This window comes from Bradyrhizobium sp. WSM2254 (assembly GCF_000472645.1).
GTDB classification, from domain to species: domain Bacteria; phylum Pseudomonadota; class Alphaproteobacteria; order Rhizobiales; family Xanthobacteraceae; genus Bradyrhizobium; species Bradyrhizobium niftali.
This window is the reverse complement of record NZ_AXAB01000055.1, coordinates 45304-63608: the sequence shown is the minus strand read 5'-3', so window position 1 is coordinate 63608 and position 18305 is coordinate 45304. Positions and strand designations below refer to the sequence as shown.

At 56.6% G+C, this 18305-nt stretch carries 13 protein-coding genes and 2 pseudogenes; 7 read left to right on the top strand and 8 right to left on the bottom strand.

Annotated elements, in window-relative coordinates:
• Positions 1–200, bottom strand: a 200-nt coding sequence (locus A3M7_RS47495; RefSeq protein ID WP_156937043.1) for a transposase, incomplete at its 3' end; no start/stop codon positions are given.
• Between the two features lie 500 nt (positions 201–700).
• On the opposite strand from A3M7_RS47495, the gene A3M7_RS47490 reads away from it, so the two are divergent.
• The 3 genes from A3M7_RS47490 to A3M7_RS49080 all read left to right on the top strand — a co-directional run bounded on the left by A3M7_RS47490 (position 701) and on the right by A3M7_RS49080 (position 3906).
• Entirely contained in the window at positions 701–1948 is a 1248-nt protein-coding gene (locus A3M7_RS47490) for a glycosyltransferase family 4 protein (RefSeq protein WP_084302738.1), read from the top strand.
• A 54-nt stretch (positions 1949–2002) separates the two neighbouring features.
• On the top strand, positions 2003–3364 hold the full coding sequence (locus A3M7_RS0132890) for an O-antigen ligase (RefSeq protein WP_156937042.1): 1362 nt from the start codon (positions 2003–2005) through the stop codon (positions 3362–3364).
• A gap of 182 nt (positions 3365–3546) precedes the next feature.
• Positions 3547–3906: a hypothetical protein gene (locus A3M7_RS49080; protein ID WP_027547734.1), complete on the top strand. Its 360-nt coding sequence runs from the start codon at positions 3547–3549 to the stop codon at positions 3904–3906.
• Here the strand turns inward: A3M7_RS49080 and A3M7_RS47485 are convergent.
• Positions 3871–4710 (bottom strand): polysaccharide lyase, encoded by an 840-nt coding sequence (locus tag A3M7_RS47485; RefSeq protein WP_084302737.1) that lies wholly within the window; start codon positions 4708–4710, stop codon positions 3871–3873. The genes A3M7_RS49080 and A3M7_RS47485 overlap by 36 nt on opposite strands.
• A 1269-nt stretch (positions 4711–5979) precedes the next feature.
• Between A3M7_RS47485 and A3M7_RS0132870 the strand changes: the two genes are divergently transcribed.
• Both A3M7_RS0132870 and wecB read left to right on the top strand, forming a co-directional pair.
• On the top strand, positions 5980–7185 hold the full coding sequence (locus tag A3M7_RS0132870; protein ID WP_198033847.1) for a glycosyltransferase: 1206 nt from the start codon (positions 5980–5982) through the stop codon (positions 7183–7185).
• Between the two features lie 542 nt (positions 7186–7727).
• Positions 7728–10085: a non-hydrolyzing UDP-N-acetylglucosamine 2-epimerase gene (gene wecB / locus A3M7_RS45935; protein ID WP_063629477.1), complete on the top strand. Its 2358-nt coding sequence runs from the start codon at positions 7728–7730 to the stop codon at positions 10083–10085.
• 349 nt (positions 10086–10434) lie between these two features.
• On the opposite strand, the gene asnB is transcribed toward wecB, so the two are convergent.
• From asnB to A3M7_RS51360, 5 genes and pseudogenes are all read right to left on the bottom strand, one after another.
• Entirely contained in the window at positions 10435–12312 is a 1878-nt protein-coding gene (gene asnB / locus A3M7_RS0132860; RefSeq protein ID WP_027547732.1) for an asparagine synthase (glutamine-hydrolyzing), read from the bottom strand.
• A 56-nt stretch (positions 12313–12368) separates the two neighbouring features.
• The gene (locus tag A3M7_RS49075; protein WP_156937041.1) at positions 12369–12506 is read right to left on the bottom strand and encodes a hypothetical protein; all 138 of its coding nucleotides are present in this window, start codon (positions 12504–12506) and stop codon (positions 12369–12371) included.
• Positions 12507–12509: 3 nt separating this feature from the next.
• The gene (locus A3M7_RS45255) at positions 12510–13262 is read right to left on the bottom strand and encodes a WecB/TagA/CpsF family glycosyltransferase (protein ID WP_245284367.1); all 753 of its coding nucleotides are present in this window, start codon (positions 13260–13262) and stop codon (positions 12510–12512) included.
• A gap of 271 nt (positions 13263–13533) precedes the next feature.
• Positions 13534–13902: pseudogene (locus A3M7_RS51365) on the bottom strand (DDE-type integrase/transposase/recombinase); the annotation flags it as partial.
• A gap of 39 nt (positions 13903–13941) precedes the next feature.
• A pseudogene (locus A3M7_RS51360) lies at positions 13942–14172 on the bottom strand (transposase); the annotation flags it as partial.
• 295 nt (positions 14173–14467) lie between these two features.
• Here A3M7_RS51360 and A3M7_RS0132835 point away from each other — a divergent pair.
• The gene (locus A3M7_RS0132835; protein ID WP_063629478.1) at positions 14468–15586 is read left to right on the top strand and encodes a glycosyltransferase family 4 protein; all 1119 of its coding nucleotides are present in this window, start codon (positions 14468–14470) and stop codon (positions 15584–15586) included.
• A gap of 155 nt (positions 15587–15741) precedes the next feature.
• Here A3M7_RS0132835 and A3M7_RS45245 read toward each other — a convergent pair whose 3' ends face one another.
• Positions 15742–16800 carry a polysaccharide deacetylase family protein gene (locus A3M7_RS45245; protein ID WP_245284366.1) on the bottom strand — a complete coding sequence of 353 codons (1059 nt, stop codon included), beginning with the start codon at positions 16798–16800 and terminating at the stop codon, positions 15742–15744.
• Positions 16801–17000: 200 nt separating this feature from the next.
• Here A3M7_RS45245 and A3M7_RS0132825 point away from each other — a divergent pair, with 200 nt between their 5' ends.
• Positions 17001–17804 (top strand): bifunctional 2-polyprenyl-6-hydroxyphenol methylase/3-demethylubiquinol 3-O-methyltransferase UbiG, encoded by an 804-nt coding sequence (locus tag A3M7_RS0132825; RefSeq protein WP_049823816.1) that lies wholly within the window; start codon positions 17001–17003, stop codon positions 17802–17804.
• Positions 17805–18305: the final 501 nt, after the last annotated feature.

The following is an 18305-nucleotide window of genomic DNA, read 5'->3' as shown; positions in this document are numbered from 1 at the left end:
TCAGGGCGGAACGAACGCCGCCACGTCATCAACAATGAGCGCGATATCCCGTGACGCCTCGCCGTCGATGATATCGCTCGCGGTGCCTCCAAACTCTCCAACACGATCCGAAGCTTCTCGTCATCAGACCAGCGCCGCCGTCGGCCCGTCTCGACAACCTCTAACCGTTCGATCTGAGTACTGCGCTTATGGCCGTCCATAAGGACTGTTACAGCGCAATCGACCTAACCCAACAAGACGGCCCACACCGGAGGGAGACCCTCGCCCCGACGGGCGCCGGCGACATCATGCACGCCTCGCCAGAGGACAACGCACAGCTCCTCTGCGCCAATATCGGCGGCATGGGCTGACAGGCAAGATCCTCGAAGCGACAATTCAGCTCCGCTGGGTCGAGACCGGCTGAACCGCTTCGCTCGGCCATCCAAAGCTCTCCGTGCCGGTTGACTTCCCGGCTTGACGCTTACCCCATTCCGCGATCTGCCGGTCCTCCGCTTCTCCCGTGATCGAGAATGGGTAATCCGAAAGGGTCGAGCCGCGGGCCGGTTCAAAATACTATGGTGCCAAGGCGCGAGCTTAGACGCCATGCGTGAGCGTCCTCATGAGGAGCCCTGTTCAGGGATGGGCGCAGACTTGGCAATTGCAGAGACTTTTGACCGAGCGCGTGGCGGAGAACTGGCGATGCTATCCCTGATGCGGTCAAATGCACATCATCAGGCATGCGGGGTATCCACTCGAAAGTCGCCGAACCGGTATTGATATTGCGGTTCCATTAAGCTCGGGGTGTCAGGTGCGAATTCTCTCGATAGATTTTTCCATTCCCTATCTACTGAAGGATGATGACCATCCGATCGGCGGCTGGGCCGTCCAACTTTCAATATGGCTTCGCGCGCTTGAAAACGCCGGTCACGACACCGCTCTCCTTACCTGGAAGGGTGCCTTGGCCCATGTCGGTTCGGGCCAGCAAATCAAGCTTATCGAAACCTATGATCCCGCACATGGGGTGCGGGTTGCGAAGTACTTCTACTCATATATCCCAAAAACATTGGCAGCCGCCCGCGCCTATCGTCCAGATATTATGATCCAAGGCGTATGTGGGGTTCATACCGCCATCATGGCTTTCGTCGCCGGCCAACTCGGAATTCCGTTCGTTCACCGCGTCGTCAACGACAAAGACGTCGATGAACGATGCAAAATCGGCCTTCGATCTTATGAATGGTTGGCATATTCGTGGGCTCGGAATCGAACAACTGCATTTCTCTGTCAAAATGAGTATCAGCGCGAAAAATTGGCAGCGCTTTTTCCAGGCAAGCCTGTTCACGTCCTTCATAATGCCGTCGTCGTAGCAGAGGACGCGGCCCCTCCTTTGCCCCGCGCAGAACGCAGATATGTCGCCTGGCTTGGCGTCTTCCGCTATGGAAAGAACCTGCCATTGCTTTTTCGGATCGCCCAGGAACTCCCGACCGTCAAATTCCGCGTGGCAGGGATGCCGGACCGAGTTGTTGATCAAGCGACGCTGGACGCCGTGAATCGCCTGCGCCAGCTGCCAAACGTGGAAATGGTTGGCTATATCCGGCGGGCAGACGTTCAACGATTTCTGTCAGAAGCGACGATGCTTCTCTGCACATCGGATTTCGAGGGCTTTTCGAACGTGTTCCTCGAGGCTTTTGCCGTGGGCACGCCTGTCATGACGCGCCGGCAAGTCGATCCGGACTCGATCGTCGTGCGTTATAGCCTTGGCGCGTCGGCCGAGGACGAGTTGGCACTTACCAAATCCGTGAAGGCACTCTGGGACATGGACGCGAATGAATACAACGCACTCACTCGACGATGTCAGACCTATGTTAAGGCCAATCACTCGCCGTCGGCAAAAGCTCGCGAGTTGATTGCGGCTTTGACCCCTCTTGTCGCCAAGTCAAAACACCCAATTTCCTCACGGCGACCTGACTAGATGGCGAGACGATTAAGCGACGGTTAGAGTAGATCAACCAAATTCGATAGGTCGATGAGTGCATCTTTGAGCCATAGCGGCCGAGCGCCTTATCATCTCACGATGTCGCATTCGGTCGCGCGAGCTGGCACCTTTTTCTTTCTATTGTTCGTCTTCATGTTGCCCTTCCAGCGAATGACGGACAATTTGTTCGGCATCCAAGGGCTTAAGCCCTTCAACTTGTTATCAGCAGTCGTCTTGGCTTATGTGGTGTTCACCACTGCGCCCCTGCACGCGACCGACGAACTCGAACGAACATCCATCAGACTTCTTCTCCTGTACTTCGCCACCTTTGCCATCGCCCTCCTTAGATCGATTCCAAACGCGCCACTTTTGCACAGCCGCTTCCCTGATTCATTTCCAGAATCCTACTTTGACTTTCTACTATCGTGCATTATGCCGGGCTTTTATCTTCTACCCTTCCTCTTTATCCTCAAGCGCATGCGCTCCTTTCAGGAGCTCGAGAGGATAACGACCGTCATCTGCCTTTCGATACTTTTGCTATCAATTGCTTTCGTCGCTCTCGTCCTGATGAATCCGTCCGTTCTGCTGTCAGGTGAGCGCAGCGGAATGGATGACCTTGTTCCACCTAACCGGGACGAAATGGCCAAGTTCTGCCTCACGTATTTTGGAGTCCATTACAATACAATTGGAACTATATACATTTGTACTATACCGCTGTTGCTCTATAGAGCTCTTACGCGCGGCGCTTTTTGGATCGTACCGCTCGGTCTCGCGCTCGTGGCAATTCTCCTTCTCCAGTCACGTAGCGCGCTTGTCACAGTGTTAGCTTCGTGTTCCCTATTCTTGATCCTGCGGCGCAGGTTTATCATTTTGGTCGTCGGTGCTGCGGCGGCTGGCCTCACATCGCTCCTGTGGATCGGACCAACCGTTCAAGCTCTTCTTTCGGTCGGGCTCGATGGCGGTTCCGACGTCTCGGCCGATGCCTTGTTCACGGGCCGTGTCGATTCCGTTTGGGTCCCGCTGCTAAATGAATGGACGACCGATACCGGTTTGTTCCTGTTTGGCGCTGGTCGCTATGGAGCGGGGACGAGCTCACTTTGGGAATCAGGAACCCTGATGCCCTTCACCCATGCGCATAATGCAATCATCAACTTCTATCTTGATTGCGGGGTGATCTTAACCGGTGTGCTTCTCATGTTCCTTATGGTTGGAACAGCTACTGCCTGGCGAGTTGGGAGAAGGCTGAATAGCGACCTGTATTGGGCTCTTTTCGCGTGCATCTTTGGTTGTGGAGTTAGCATGGCGACTGAGTGTGACATCCTTCCAACTATTGAAAACATGTACGTATTTCCGATCATTGCCATGATGATCAACCTGGCGCGGTTGCGCAATCTGGATGCCTATCACCGTTGATCCAGTCCGACCAAATTGGTCTGACGTGCAAGCCCGGCGTCACCGATCCGAGCATAGATCCTTCTCGGCGGGATGGACGCCTCCGAAGCGAGGCGGCTGAGGACGCTGGCGGAGGACACGCGGCTCAAGCGGCTTTTTTTGACCGACGCCATTAGCTCGACAGCGCGACGCTGAAGGACCTCTTGGGAGAGAAGTGGTGGCGCCCGCTGATTTGGGACTCCCGCGATTATGTCAGCGGCGGCACCGGCAGCGGACTGTCGATGCGCGATACAAACGGCTGCGAGCCCGATGCATCCATTTCGATGTTCGCATATCAAACGGCCAACGGCAGGCCATTCAAGTTGTTCCCCCGATACAACGCCATGTTCCACCAAAATGGTGCCCTGGCTTGCGTGCCAACTTGCACGCCGCTCCTCGACAGGGAGGACCATTCGCACCCCGTCGAAGTGAATTTCAGTCCTGGCAATCGTGATCTACCTGATTTCGAAACTCCGAGCAATTACAGCCTATCGCTCAACAAGATGTTCATTCGGACCTCTTAAAGCCTCCCGCGCAAAAACATCTGTAACAAAGATCTCCCTGGCTTTGATTTCAGGAGGTGCACTTAGGTTTGTCCAACCGGGAGCATAGGCTCCAAATTTAAGGTAGGGAGCAAGTAAGTTGTCGTAACAGTTCGCGCCACGTCTCTGAAACACTGCATTCCCGTCTTTTTCGACTTCGATAATCCCATCCCCATCAAGCGACCACCTGGTACGAAACGTCCAGGTGGTCCACTTTCCACGTTCAAACGGCTGCGACCATGGAACGTCACGACGAACGTCCCCTTTTGAGTCGAGCCACGTTGGACTTCGCCCCCAGGCTGTCCGGAGAACCCAGCTATCATTGACTAAGCTCAATTCGAGCGGGGGCTGGAGTCCCCCCTCACCTTTCCANCTGTCNNGCACATTGTGCATCTGCGTCACGATGACCTGATTATTATCGGACTGCCAATCCGGTGGGACGAAGATCTTCAATCCATATTCATAAAGTCGGTGAAACTCCGTCGCTTTCAATCGGAATTCAGAGCGATGATTCCCTTTCACAACGGGATCATCGAAGCTTATCTTGAACCTTGCGGCGCTCTTGGAATGCCAGCTGGGCGCGTCAACGACTGTTGCGGAGCCATTGCAGCACACTTGTTTTGCCAAGCCGCTCCATCGTGAAAAGTCGCGGGTTGCAAATTCATCGTGCATGGGGATGGGCCCCATCATGAAAATGCTGACAAAAAGGAAAACAGCCTCGGCCGCACAGGCGAGTAGTACGCCCAGGACTACGCCTGCGGTCGCGAACTTGACAATCTTGTGCACGGCATATCTCAAGTTCCGGTGACTCGACGCTCTTTCGCATAATTCAAAACTCACGCCATGTGCGGACCCTTTGGGATTACCCACGTCGGCTTCGTGTTTTTCATCTGCGACCCCCGGGGGTCATCGTCCAAGCATCCATGAGGCTTCGGAGAGCCCAACTGGTTGGGGTGGCTCGTCTTGACGGTATTCCCACTTTCCGTCTTTGCGCTGGCGACGCCGCGTCTGCGTAAGACCGGTCCAACTCCCGTCGATGGTGCGACGGGGAACGATCGGATTGCATTTGTGCCAGATCACTGGATTGAGGACTGAGGAGCCTCCGCGGAAGAGTTTCGTCCACTGCGCCCAAGCCGGGCGATGCCGAATGCCGATTGCTTCGATCGTCGCGAAAGAAATGGCTGACAAAGGTGCCAAATGCAAAGCGGCCAAATGCCAGCAGTGTTTCGAGATCGATCCCCTTTGGCCAGTCCATGTTGTCAAGGAGAAGCGCGTGGATGACATAGGCCGAATAGCCGACGGTGCCGGCAAAGACAAAGGGCTGGGAGACCCAGCTTTCCCAAATTTTCGAGCACCGCATCGCCAGGATCAACGTTACACAGCAGATCGCGTATGGTTTGCTGATGCAAGCACCGACTGCGGTCAGCCACGCGGGACGGCTTCGAGATATGACCAGGAATAGCCGACAAGCAATAGCGCGGCGAGAGCCAGCCAACCGTAGGCCGGCCTGATCGTGACATCGTTGCGGACCGCACGCATTGCGGCCATTCCGAAGAGGAAATCGTCAAGTCGCCCGATGAAATTGTCCTTGAAGGGATTTATGAAACGATTGGGTAATCCGGGTGCCGCGTCATCCAGACGTGGTCGCCGACGATGCGATAGACGAAGCAAAGACGACCGCCAGAATGAGGACGCGGGCAAAGCCGAGCCGTCGCTCGGCGAACAGAGCTCCCGTTGATTAACAGGAACCATAAATCCATTGAGGCGGTCTCGGCTCGACCTTTCGGGTTACCCAATATTCGCTGTCAGCAATCCTTGAGAAACTCCGCAGCTGGAGCAAGCGCAGGCTATGATGCGGCTTAAGCAAATCCACGAGCGGCATGCCCGAAAGCAAAACTATACGGAAGCGATCCGTTCGGATCGGGTGGCCTGAAGCCAGAACTGCCGCGTCGTGGCGGAATGCGTGTCATACGCCCCTCCACCGGGAGCGCAACGCCATCCTCGAACCCGGACCTTCTTTCTGATCTTCCAGGAGTCAAGACGGAGAGTGACTTTATGCGAGTGATGTTTGTGCTTAACTGTCTTGGAACGGGAGGTGCTGAGCATCATACCTATCAGCTTGCAAATGCTCTGGCGGCCCGCGGTGACATCTGCTCGATAGTGGGCCTCACAAGCAGCTATACGGCGACGGATCCGAGCCAAACATCTATCAAGCCGGCACATCTCAGCCAAAGCTCTATCAAGAAGCTCAGCCAAAGCACTGTTGAGATGCTTAATGGCAATCGGATATACGATATTGGCACAGCATTGGGCGTGTCGCGAATGATCCGCACCCACGCCCCTGACGTAATTGTCGCCGTAGACGAGCGGCCATTGCTGTTCGCGACGATTTCACGGCGATTGGCAGGCTCAAATGCCAAGCTCGTGTCGATCCTGCATAACCCAGATATTCTAACCGCGAGGGACCAGGCATTCCAGCCCATTTACCGCTATGTTGTCGCCCGGGTGGACGCAATGATCTACGTTGCCCAGATTCAGCGCAAATTCTGGGAAGCTCGAGGGTATTCACCTCCGACTTCCCTCGTCATTCGAAATGGGGTGGACCTGCGTCGATTCTCACCCCATTCAATCGTTGAATGGAAAGATCAGACCCGCTCAATGCTGGGGTTGGCACCAAGCGATTACGTAATCGGCTTGTGCGCTCGCTTCTATCCGCAAAAAAATCATCGTCAGTTGATTGACGCCATACGAATACTTCGAAGTCGGGGGCATCCAGCCAAAGCCCTGCTTGTAGGAAGTGGCCCTACGCAAGCGAGTATCGAGCAGTATGCCAGCGAAAATGGTGTGTTGGAGCACGTTGTTTTTGCCGGCTTTCAGCAGGACGTGCGACCTTACACGAGCGCTTTTGACGTTGGCGTTCTGTGTAGCATCTCTGAAGCGGCGTCTCTTGTCGCGTTGGAAATGATGGCGATGGGTTTGCCAGTCATTCTCAGCAACGTCGGCAATGCTGCCGAAATGGTACTTCCTGGAGAGACCGGCTTTCTATTCCCGCCCGGAGATACGATGTCTTTGGTAAACCATCTTCAGGCGCTGAGTGACCCGCTCAAGCGAGAAACCATTGGACGTGCTGCATGCAAATTTGTTAACGCGAATTTTGCAGCCGGCCCCATGCTCGATAGTTACAGGAATTTTTTTACTCGGCTTTTGGTGGAGAGCCCTCCATACGAGCTCTTACACGGTCAAACGCAGATCCGCAGATAGACGAGCTTACTCGAAGGTTCTTATCGGTCTGCTGCTATATGTCTTGTGATCTCCGGACTCGAACTGACTGTTACCAAGCAAAATCGCAAGCAACGGGTGGCGTTCCTTTTTGCTTCACGCTTGGCTTGATGTACCGTAGCCGCCGACTGCTTCTGCCTTTCCGGTACGATCATCGTTTATCCCCTGACTGGCGCGATCTCACCTTGAGATTGAGCATGCCGAGCGTCGGATACTTGGCGCCGATTTCATTGCTTCCTTCTTTGCGTAATCACGGAGGGGCGTCTCTATCAATCGCCGACGGGCTGGTCGGCCTCTCGTCGATCGACAATGGGTAATCCGAATGGGTCCGAGCCACGGACCGGTCCGAGGGACTATGCTTGCCCGGCTTCTTCAAGGATGCGCAAACTCTCCGGCATTTTGTACCGGCAATTACTCAGCCCGCAAACGCCTTGAACGGGCGCAGCTGCGCGATACGCAAAGCCCTGAACCACCACGGGCCAAGCGTAGTGACATTTGGTTGAAAAGCCTCTCATGGAGGACCGATGAAAATCGCCATTCTGGTTGGAACTCGCCCGGAAATCATCAAAATGGCGCCGGTTATCCGCGAATGCCAGAAGCGAAAACTCGATTACCTCATCATCCACTCGAAGCAGCATTACTCCGAGAAGCTCGACGGGATCTTTTTCTCGGAACTCGACCTTCCCGCGCCGAAATACAATTTGAATGTCGGCTCCGGCGGTCACGCGAACCAAACGGGCCGCATATTGATCACGCTTGAGCCGATCCTGATGTCGGAGAAGCCCGACGTATTGCTCGTTCAAGGAGATACGAACACTGTGGTGGCCGGCGCACTCGCGGCAAATAAACTTCATATCAAGGTCGGGCACATCGAGGCTGGATTGCGCTCGTTTGACCAAACGATGCCGGAAGAAAGCAACCGAATTATCGCCGATCATATTTCGGACTATCTTTTTGCCGTCACCGACTTGCAGGTCGGTTACCTGAAAAAGGAAGGTCTTCCAGATTCAAAAATCTTCAAGGTCGGCAACACGATCGTCGACGCGCTACTTTCTCACCAGGTTCACGCGGACAAACGGAGTCAGATTCTTTCCGAACTGAAATTACAAACGAAGGGATATTACCTCCTTACATCCCACCGAGCGGCGAACGTCGATGATCCGGACGCGCTGAACGAAATCATCCAACTGATTGCGAAAATCCCCGGCCAAGTGTGCTGGCCGATCCACTATCGCACACAGAAAGTTCTCAAGGAAAGCAAGATTGATTTGCCAGGGAATCTGACCTGGACCGACCCTGTCGGATATTCGGATTTTCTGAAGTTGCTTTCGAATTGCACGGCCGTCATTACCGATTCCGGCGGCGTCCAGGAAGAAGCTTGTATCCTCGGCGTACCTTGCGTGACGATTCGCGATTCCACGGAACGGCCCGAAACCGTCGACGTCGGCGCGAATGTCTTGGTACACCGAAACGCAGACGCGATGGTTGCGGCTCTCAATCGCCCGATGACCCCTTGGACGAATCCATTTGGAGATGGCCACACGGCTAAACGAATTCTCGACATCGTCATGGGCCAACATGTGCATCCAGTGCCTCAGACGCAGGATACCGTTTGCGTTGCTGGTCTTGGCTACATGGGACTTCCGACTTCCTTGCTGCTTGCGAACGCTGGCATAACGGTGGCCGGATTCGATCTCAACGCGAAAAAGGTAAACGAGATCAACGGTGGTCACTGCCCGTTTGAAGAACGCGGCATTCCGGAATTGCTGACGACGGCCTTGAAAACTGGACACTTCAAAGCTCAGACAAAGCCTGCGGCAGCGGACGTTTTTGTTGTGGCCGTACCGACTCCGCACAAAAACAAGAAATGCGACTTGTCCTTCGTTCTTTCGGCCGTGAACAGCCTGCTTCCCGTTTTGAAAAACGGAAATCTCCTTATCATCGAATCGACAATCAAGCCGAAGACCTGTGAAGACTACGTACTTCCACTCCTTCAATCGAAGCATTTGAGAGTCGAAGTCGCGCATTGCCCGGAGCGAGCGATTCCCGGTAACACGCTACATGAGATCGTGCACAATGACCGCATCATAGGTGCCACGTCGCCGGAAGCGGCACGGCGGGCGGCGCGTCTCTACTCGACATTCACGAAGGGTACGATTCACCAGACAACCCTCGTGACCGCGGAGTGCGTCAAGCTCATGGAAAACACATTCCGTGACGTCAACATCGCTCTCGCGAACGAATTCTCGCTGATTGCCGATAAATTCAAGTTCGACATCTCAGCTGCGATTCAGCTTGCGAACAAACATCCGCGCGTCAACATTCTGCAACCGGGAATCGGAGTCGGAGGCCACTGCATCGCCATCGATCCGTGGTTTTTGACCGAAGACATCGGCGACGATTTGACTCTCATTAGAACGGCGCGCGAACTGAACGACGGGATGCCGCAGCGCACGGCCGCGCGAATTCGAAACAAGATCGCCCCGTCCACCGGAAAAATCGGAATTTTGGGAGTGAGTTATAAGCCGGACGTCGACGATGCTCGCGAAACTCCGGCTTTGGAGGTCGCAAGGATTCTCTCGAAACACTACACAATCCGCTGCCACGATCCCTTCGTGAAAGATTGGGATCTCGAACTCTTCCCCATCGAAGAAGTCGATGGCTGGGCGGACGTGCTGGTCATTCTTTCGAATCATACGGCCTACGCATCCAGGAAATTCGAATCCCCGCTGCTTTCGTTTGAGAAGTTGATCAACGCTGAGGTGACCCAGTTCCGGCGAACGGCGGCTGTTCGGGCTAGGAGACGCGGTATCGGAACTCAATCACGACATGCCAATGATGGACGATCTCGTTCAGAGACAGATGTTCAACAGGCTTCATAGGCAATCCGCGTCGCGGCAATGGACAAGATCCTTCCGCCGAAGTCGTGCGGCGGAAAAGGATCGGATTTCGTGTGCTGATCGCAGAATGGTTTAGAGGCCCTTACCGTGATTTCGTACAGGACGTGCGGGTGAGCGAATCTTCCAGTTTAGCGTCGAACTCGAGATCAACGGCCTTGCGCCGCAGGAGCGTTTGCGCGTGCGCCAGGCGTGGCCGACCCTTGATCGTCGAGTTGGAGGCGTGGTTGTGTGAACAGCGCGCCAAGCGGCCGGCGCGCGGCTGCGATCTACAGACGAAATAGTTCGATCGCCCGGGCTCAGCAGACGGAGCCAGAAAGCGAGCCCGTCATTTTCATGTTGCTATCTTGAATGTACGCAAGAAGATCTCGAGATTTATCAATGACCAAAGATTCTTCTCGTGGTTCTGTCGACCGCTAAGGTGCTCACTCACGAGCCTACGGAGCCTAGGGCCGCTTATCAGTCGCGCTAAACTGGAACTCTCGCTCGCGAGCATGTCCTGTACGAAATCACGGTAAGGACCTCTAAACCATTCTCCGATCGGCACACGGAATCCGACCTTTTTCCGCCGCACGATCTCCGGTGGAAGGATCTTTTCCATTGCCGCGCGCAGCACTGTCTTGCCGCCCTTGCCTCCCGTCAGAAATTCATCCGGAAAGCGCGCTACGACGCCGGCCAGCGTCGTATCCATAAATGGCATCCGCCCTTCGATCGACCCCGCCATCATCATTCGATCGCCTCGTTCCAACAGATCGTCTGGAAGCCAGGATGTCTGATCGAAGAATAATGTACGCCGCAGGCTAGATTTGAGCCCAGACGAGTATGGATAGACATCCGGCGGCGTTGCCGAGAGGGGGCGGCCGAGCATCGCCTCAGCTTCAGCAACCGACGTGCCGCCAAACCATATTCGCATGCGGTTCACGAGATCGCGCTCGCCCGCAGCCAATGCAAGAATCTTTACGCGCCTCATCCCATAGGGCAATGAACGCACCAGCGGATGGACTACCCGCTCGTGCAACAGGTGTGGCATCAGCCATTGGTACAGACCGATCCATTGCTCAGCCCGATGCTTCGGATATCCGCCCATCAACTCATCGGCGCCTTCTCCCGTGAGTACCATCTTGACGCTGCTAGAGGCCATCTCCGAAAGCATGAAGATCGGGATGTCAGATGTCTCGCTGACCGGAGCACCACGGCGCAAGACGGCGGTTGACCAATGTTCCATGAAGGAGCCGGGTTCGACGAATAGTTCATTGTGAATTGTACCAAACCGGCCCGCAATGACACGCGCGTGATCGATCTCCGAATATTCCACTTCCCGAAAGCCCACTGAGAAAGTTCGCACGGGCTCCGCGCTATGCTTGACCATGGTTGCCACGACCGCCGACGAGTCAATGCCACCTGACAGATAGGCGCCGAACGGCGCGTCGCTGCGCATGCGGATTCGAACGGCCTCATCGAATGTTTCTTCGAACAGACGAATTGCATCATCGAATGATTTGATGTCCGGCGCAGTCGTCGCAAACGGGGGCGTGAAATAGCGTGTCGTTTTCAGCGTTCCGCTCTGCCATACGGCATAGTGACCAGGCTGCAGCTTCTTCACCGCTCGGAAAAACGTGGAGGGCCCCGGAACATAGCGATTAAGAAGATAGTGACCGAGTGCATCGGAATCGAACGCTCGGTTAAAGCCCGAGAATTGGACGAGTGGCTCAATCTCCGAGCCGAAGAGAAGAACACCCTGCAGCTCGGCGAGAAACAGTGGCTTTTTCCCGAAGGCATCGCGGGCAAGTATTAGCCGCTGCTCTGTTTCATCCCACAGCGCAAAGCCGAACATGCCGCGAAATCTACGTACTGCGTCAAATTGCCAGGCGCGATATGCTTCGATAAGCACCTCGGTATCCGAGTTCGAGCGAAAATGATGGCCAAGAGCAACGAGCTCCTGTCGCAGTTCAAGGTAATTATAGATCTCGCCGTTGAAAATTAAGGTGAAGCGGCCATCCTCGCTCGACATCGGTTGCGCGCCGCCACCGATGTCAATGATCGAGAGCCGGCGGTGGCCGAGACCGATTTGAAATCGCTCATCCGACGTCTTGTGAAGCCAATAGCCCGAGCCGTCCGGCCCCCTATGAGCCATCAAATCGGTAAGGCTGACAAGAGTCTTGCGATCCTGATGCGCCGCGGTCCCAAGAACCCATCCAAATATCCCACACATGCTAGATGCCTTATCTGGACGACTGTGCTCTTTCTGGGGACGCTGCGATTAAGCTATCAATCAAAGCGAACCAGCTGCGCCATGGCGCAGACGGTGATAGCGATGCCCCTTTCGGCCTCGAGACGGTTGATCACCGGAAACAGCTTGATCGCTTCCGCACAGATACCTGACAGAATTTGAAAGTGCTTCTGCACGCCTCATCCGCCTGCCTGGCCCATTCCAGGCGGCAGCGCGCTGCTCGCTCGCGGTGCCATGCCAAGGCTCTGGCGTACAATGGCTTGGGCCAGGATACCGGCGAACAACGTATTGGTCTTGGCATATCGCCACCACATGCGCTCCGGCTCCTGATAGACGCGGTACAGCCATTCGAGCCCAAGGCGCTGCATGCGAATCGGCGCCCGCCGTACTGCGCCAGCAAGAATATCGAACGACCCACCGACCCCCATGACGAAGGGGACGCCGAGCGCATCGCGATGGGCCGCAAGGAAGCGCTCCTTGCGCGGCGTCGGCATGCCGATGAAAAGGCAGTCGGCACGGCTGGACCGAATTTCACAGACCACGTCGGCCTCCTGCTCGCCCGTGAAGTAACCGTCCCGGAGGCCTGCGAACGCGATCAAGGGATGCTTGTCGAGGACCCGCTGCGCGGCCTGTTGCAACACGCCGGGAGCCGCCCCGAGAAAATACGGTTTGAAGCCCTCTCTTGCACAGAGTGTAAGAAGCTCGGTGAGTAGATCGATGCCGGTCACGCGCGACTTGACCGGCAGGCCGAGTGCCCGCGCGCCCCACACGATGCCCATGCCATCGATGCTGATCACATCGCTGCTAGCGACATCGGCAGCGAGCACCGGATCAGAGCGCATGCTGACGAACTTGTTGACGTTGAGCGCAACGTGTTGCAAGCGCTGGTGGGTATGCATCGCCTTGTGTGCGAGTTCGACCGTATCGGCCATCGTCAGGACATCAATAGGGCACCCTAGAAATGACGCACGCATCTCCACCCCCGCTGCCGCTAGCCAGGTCTGAACACCGCAAGTTTCGTCCCACTACAATAGCCTTGGGGCGTGCCGAGCTAGTGTAAGCAAAAGGGTCGTTACGGGGGCTGAGTGGCTACCCAGTTGTGAGTACCCAGCTGCCGCAACGTGAGCGTCGAGCCGGGCCGACGCGCATTGAGGACGGATTGGAATCAGGCGGCGCCATAGGTAGTGGGACGCAAGGGGCGATCTATCCCACGGCGGAATGGAGCCTGGTTCGGTTGTAGAAGCCCTCGATGAAGGCGAAGATATCGCGCTGGCCGCCTCGGCGCGGGCCCTGTAGCTGCGATGATGAACGACCTCGGTCTTCCGGGTATGGAAGAAGCTCTCCACCGGGGCATTGTCGTAGCAATCGGCCTTGCGGCTCATCGATGCGGTGACGCGGCGCCCGTGAGGCTTTGCGATAGGTATGTGAGGCACACTGCACGCCGCGATCGGAACGATGGATCAATCCGGCCTGCGGCCGTTGCTGCTGGATGGCCATCATCAGTGCCGCGGATGCGAGTTCGACCTGCATATGATCCCGCATGGCCCAGCCGACGATCTTGCGACTTCTTAAAATATCGCGCTCCATGCCCAGACGTTCGTTCTCCTGGCGCAGCTGGGCGATCTCCGAAGCCTGGTCCGCCGACATCGGCGTCGCCTGCGTGGTGGGGCGCCGCGCCGCCGATGCCCGCTCCTGCCCGAACTTGTCGACCCAGCGCCGCAGCACCGAGTCGCGCAGACCAAGCTCCTTGGCCACCGACGTGACCGAGCGACGGCTCGACACCACCGGCTCGACGGCCTGGCGCTTGTACTCCTCGGTAAATGACCGACGTTGACGTTCCATTCGACACCTCCGGGCTCAATTGGCCTGCTACAGGTGTCCACTCATTCGGAGGAGGTTCAAGTCGGTCTCGCCAGCCGGACACCACGCTTGTGAGTAAGCCACTAAAAGTAGTAAGGTCATGGAGACAGCCTTAGGATCTTCAGGCTGGTTGGGCCAAGGATATTATATCGCGCATTGCTGCGCAGCGTTCTCAGAAGAGCGTCGGATCGATCTTCGCCGTTAAAGCCCGCACTGTTAGGCGGGAATTGCCAAGGATGGCTCCGCCGGAGCTTATTGACGGACTTCGGTGTATTGGATGAGTACGACCCAGAATACCCTTCGCTTGATCGTAGCTACACCCTACGGCCCGCATGGCCGAGGAGGAATTGATCGTCTTACGGATCTCATCATTGATACAATCGACCAACGTGGGGATCTTGGCGTCAAGGCCGAGCGACTGGTAACCAGGGGACAGAAGAGCATTTATTGGGGAGTGGTGGTCTTCGCGCGGGCACTGATTCAATTCAGTGTCGCCGCAGGACGCGGGAAGGTTGACCTAATCCATTTTCAGCTTGCATGGCGCGGGAGCGCGTACCGCAAGCTGATCATCGCGGCTATCGCGCGCTATTTTCGGGTGCCCTATGTTGTTCATCTTCACGCTGGCCAGTTTGATCAATTCTGGGCAGGAGCCGGGACATATTTGCGTCGAAGCATCAACCGATTGTTCGTGGATAGTGCGGCGATTATCGTGCTGGGCGACTATGGTGCGCGCGTCATTCTCGATCGGCTTCCCAGCCTTCGCGATAAAATAACGATTCTTCCGAACGCAAGCACGTCGCCGAGCCAACCAAACCTGGGCCGATCAGAATCCGGGCAAATTCGCATTACCTTTCTCGGTTTCATTGAGCCAGAAAAGGGTGTGCCACAACTCGTTGATGCACTCGGAAAACTGGCATGCCGCACTGACTGGACCGCGACCATAGCTGGAAGCGGAGAAATAGAGCAAACCCGCGATCAGGCTCAGCGGCTCAAAATCGCCGATCGCGTGGACTTCCCAGGCTGGCTCGGCCCTTCAGAAACCGCGGCGCTGCTCCAGCAGACCGATATTCTCACGCTCCCATCTTTTGTCGAATCTCTGCCAATGGCGGTCATCGAAGCCTTCGCTTACGGTGTAGCTGTGGTCGCAACACCTGTTGGTGCGGTTCCCGAAGTCGTTGCTCACGAACGCAACGGGCTCCTGGTGCCTGTGGGGGACGCTGAGGCGCTTGCCAATGCGCTTAACCGATTGCTCGAAGATAGAGCGTTGAGGCGCCGCCTGGGCGACGCCGCCCGCCGCGATCATGCGGAACGATATGAAATCAACACCTACATGAAGCGACTGGTACCGATCTGGCGAAAGGCCGCACGGTGTCGAGAGCCGGAGACACGCGCCTGACGCCGACCTATTTGGCCTCTTAGAAAAGGACTTTGGCAACCGCGAGTCGTAGCTTCGTGCAGATTGCCCCCGTTACTGGGGTGTCTGCAGCGGCGATCGTCTCAATGGTGGCGAACCACAGTTCACGGGCGCGCCTCCCGAGAGTTGCGGTGATCTCAGCTCACCGTCGCCCGGCCCAGGCCCGAAGCATCACTTCCAAGTGCCTGCCGATGGGATCGTCTCGCAAGTAGCGTTTGGGCTGCCAGCTGCACCCCATTCATTCGCGCCGCGAACGAAATTTCCGAGTCAAATGCACTGCTCACCCCAATGCGGGGAAGCGCGAATTGGTTGAGACGATCGTTGCCCAGCTGACCGTGTCGCGTTGTTACGGCGGTCAAATAACCCGCCTCTTTGGCGAGATGCTCTTCACGCACACCGCACGCCCCATACGGATAAGCGTGATGCCGGACAGGCAACTGAAGTAAGTTCTCCAGATAGTTGCGGTTATCGGCCAATTCGGCTCGCGCTAAGGTCGCGTCAATGGTCGCCAGCGCTGCGTGTGAGGTAGTGTGCCCGCCAATTGATGCGAGAGGATGACGCGATAGCTCTTGAAGCTCGCCCTCGTCGAGGAAGTATTGGTTGTTCAACGTCGATATCGAAATACCAGCCTTGTTGAAGGTCGGCGCAAGCATTTCGGCACGTCTGTAATCCTGGTGAACCCACTGGTCGACTCTTGTCAATGCGAACCGCTTGCTCTCGAAGTCAGGACAATGAAACCGAATGCCCATCGCATCGATTGTGATGTCATCTCTTGAGCGAAACAGCTCGCGCAATCCTAACCACCACGACTGCATGGTCCGCGTTAGCGCAGCAGTCGGCACGTACATCATGAATGGAGCGTTGTTGCGCTCAAGGATTGGAAGCGCCACCGAGACATTGTCCCGGTAGCCGTCATCGAAAGTGAGGACCGCGTAGCGGCGCGATTGGTCATTTCTGGCCAGCCGCTCAAGGCATTCCTCGAGGCTGACAATCGCCCATCCTTCTTGTTGGAGCCAACTGAGCGAATATTCGAATAGTTCAACAGAAGTGCCGGTCATTAATTCTGGTCGACAATCCCGCTGAATTTCATGAAACATTACAATCGCCGCTCGACCAGCGAAGACCCTGCGAAAGACCGGAAAAAATCCGGCGCTCCCGATGGTATGAAATACGAGGTCTTTAAGCTGCCGATTCAATTGAGGCGACCTCCGCAATGGCGATCCGTTCAGCCCTAGCTACCGACGCTCGGGCACAACTTTGATACCAGTTTAGCCAGAGGCTATGAATAACGCACTTCGATTGAGTTCAACCGGTGCTCACGTTGTGGCTACCCCATCTTGAGTATTGGTCGGCCCCTGGACGGGTGGTATCGTGAGGAATGGCCTCCCAACTCCTGATGGACCCCAAGCGCGCGCACCACTACGAGGTGGAAATCGAGCTCGCGGATCGGTTGCGCAATTCTTCGCGCGCGGAGCGCAAGCAACTTTACAGCTCGGTGTACGAAGAGCTGTTTCGCAAGGTGCCGTACCACCCGCTGCTCGTGCTTAAGAGCCAGAAGGCGGTGAAGCGGGCCGAATTGCAGGAGCTGTTCGAGACTCTCCGCCCGTTCCTGAACCCTGACACGGTCTATGCGGAGGTCGGAGCTGGCGACTGCGCGCTCACGATGCTCGTCGCGCCGCACGTGCGGAAGGCGTACGCGATTGATGTCTCCGAGACGGTGACACGCGGCGCGAGCGCCCCGAACCTTGAAGTCGTGCTCTCCGACGGCATCAGCATTCCAGTAAAGGCGACGCTGATCTTCTCCAACCAGCTGATGGAGCACCTCCATCCGGAAGACGCCCGCGACCAGCTCGCCAACGTGTTCGCCGCGCTGGAGCCCGGCGGAAAATACTTCTGCATCACGCCTAACCGCATGAACGGTCCGCACGACGTCTCGGGCGGCATCGATGAAGTGGCGCGGGGCTTTCACTTGCGCGAGTACACGAATCGCGAACTAGCGGGCCTGTTCCGCTCCGTGGGTTTCGCGCGGGTGCAGGGTTTCGTGCGCATCCGCAAATTCCAGACGACGCTGCCGCTGGGCGTCGTGATCGCGCTCGAAACCGCCGTCGGCTGGCTGCCGCGGAGCCTCGGATGGCGCGTTTCGAACCTGCCGATACTGCGCCGCATCCTCGGAATCCAGCTCGTCGCGACGCGTCGCTGAGGAAACGTCCCACTGCATTGAGGCGAGACCGGTGACGCTGTCGGCATTCCCAGCCGGCCTGCCGAGCCCCCTCGCCCCATGAGAACCTCCATGGTGAAGTCGGTGGCGAGCTGGTTCGCCGGCGTTTTGGGAGGACGTGCATGACGCTCCCGCCCCGGGACCGGATCAAGTGACGCTCGTCCAACCCGATCGAGCACTCCTTCGACGCCGACACAATTTGACGGAAAATCGAACGTGAATGTCCAGAACCGGCCTATCGGGCGCGATTCGACAGATAACCGCGCGAATAGGTGTCTGGCGAGACCCTTGACGGCCCTCAACCCGGGCCCGGCCAGGGCGCAGAGCGGAGAGTGCAATCCATTGCTGACAAGCTCAATCGCGAGTTCGGCACCACGTTCACCGGTTGCGCCATTCTCGGGCGGAGGCAGTCGATGCGCCGCTGATCTCCGACGGATAGGCGCAAGCGCTGGCTGATCAACTCTCTCTGTTCGTGATGGCGTC

Coding starts and splice junctions, on each gene's coding strand:
- A3M7_RS47490 (WP_084302738.1), top strand. CDS start 701: ATGCACATCATCAGGCATGCGGGGTATCCACTCGAAAGTCGCCGAACC.
- A3M7_RS0132890 (WP_156937042.1), top strand. CDS start 2,003: ATGAGTGCATCTTTGAGCCATAGCGGCCGAGCGCCTTATCATCTCACG.
- A3M7_RS0132870 (WP_198033847.1), top strand. CDS start 5,980: ATGCGAGTGATGTTTGTGCTTAACTGTCTTGGAACGGGAGGTGCTGAG.
- wecB (WP_063629477.1), top strand. CDS start 7,728: ATGAAAATCGCCATTCTGGTTGGAACTCGCCCGGAAATCATCAAAATG.
- asnB (WP_027547732.1), bottom strand. CDS start 12,312: ATGTGTGGGATATTTGGATGGGTTCTTGGGACCGCGGCGCATCAGGAT.
- A3M7_RS45255 (WP_245284367.1), bottom strand. CDS start 13,262: ATGGCCGATACGGTCGAACTCGCACACAAGGCGATGCATACCCACCAG.
- A3M7_RS0132835 (WP_063629478.1), top strand. CDS start 14,468: ATGAGTACGACCCAGAATACCCTTCGCTTGATCGTAGCTACACCCTAC.
- A3M7_RS0132825 (WP_049823816.1), top strand. CDS start 17,001: ATGGACCCCAAGCGCGCGCACCACTACGAGGTGGAAATCGAGCTCGCG.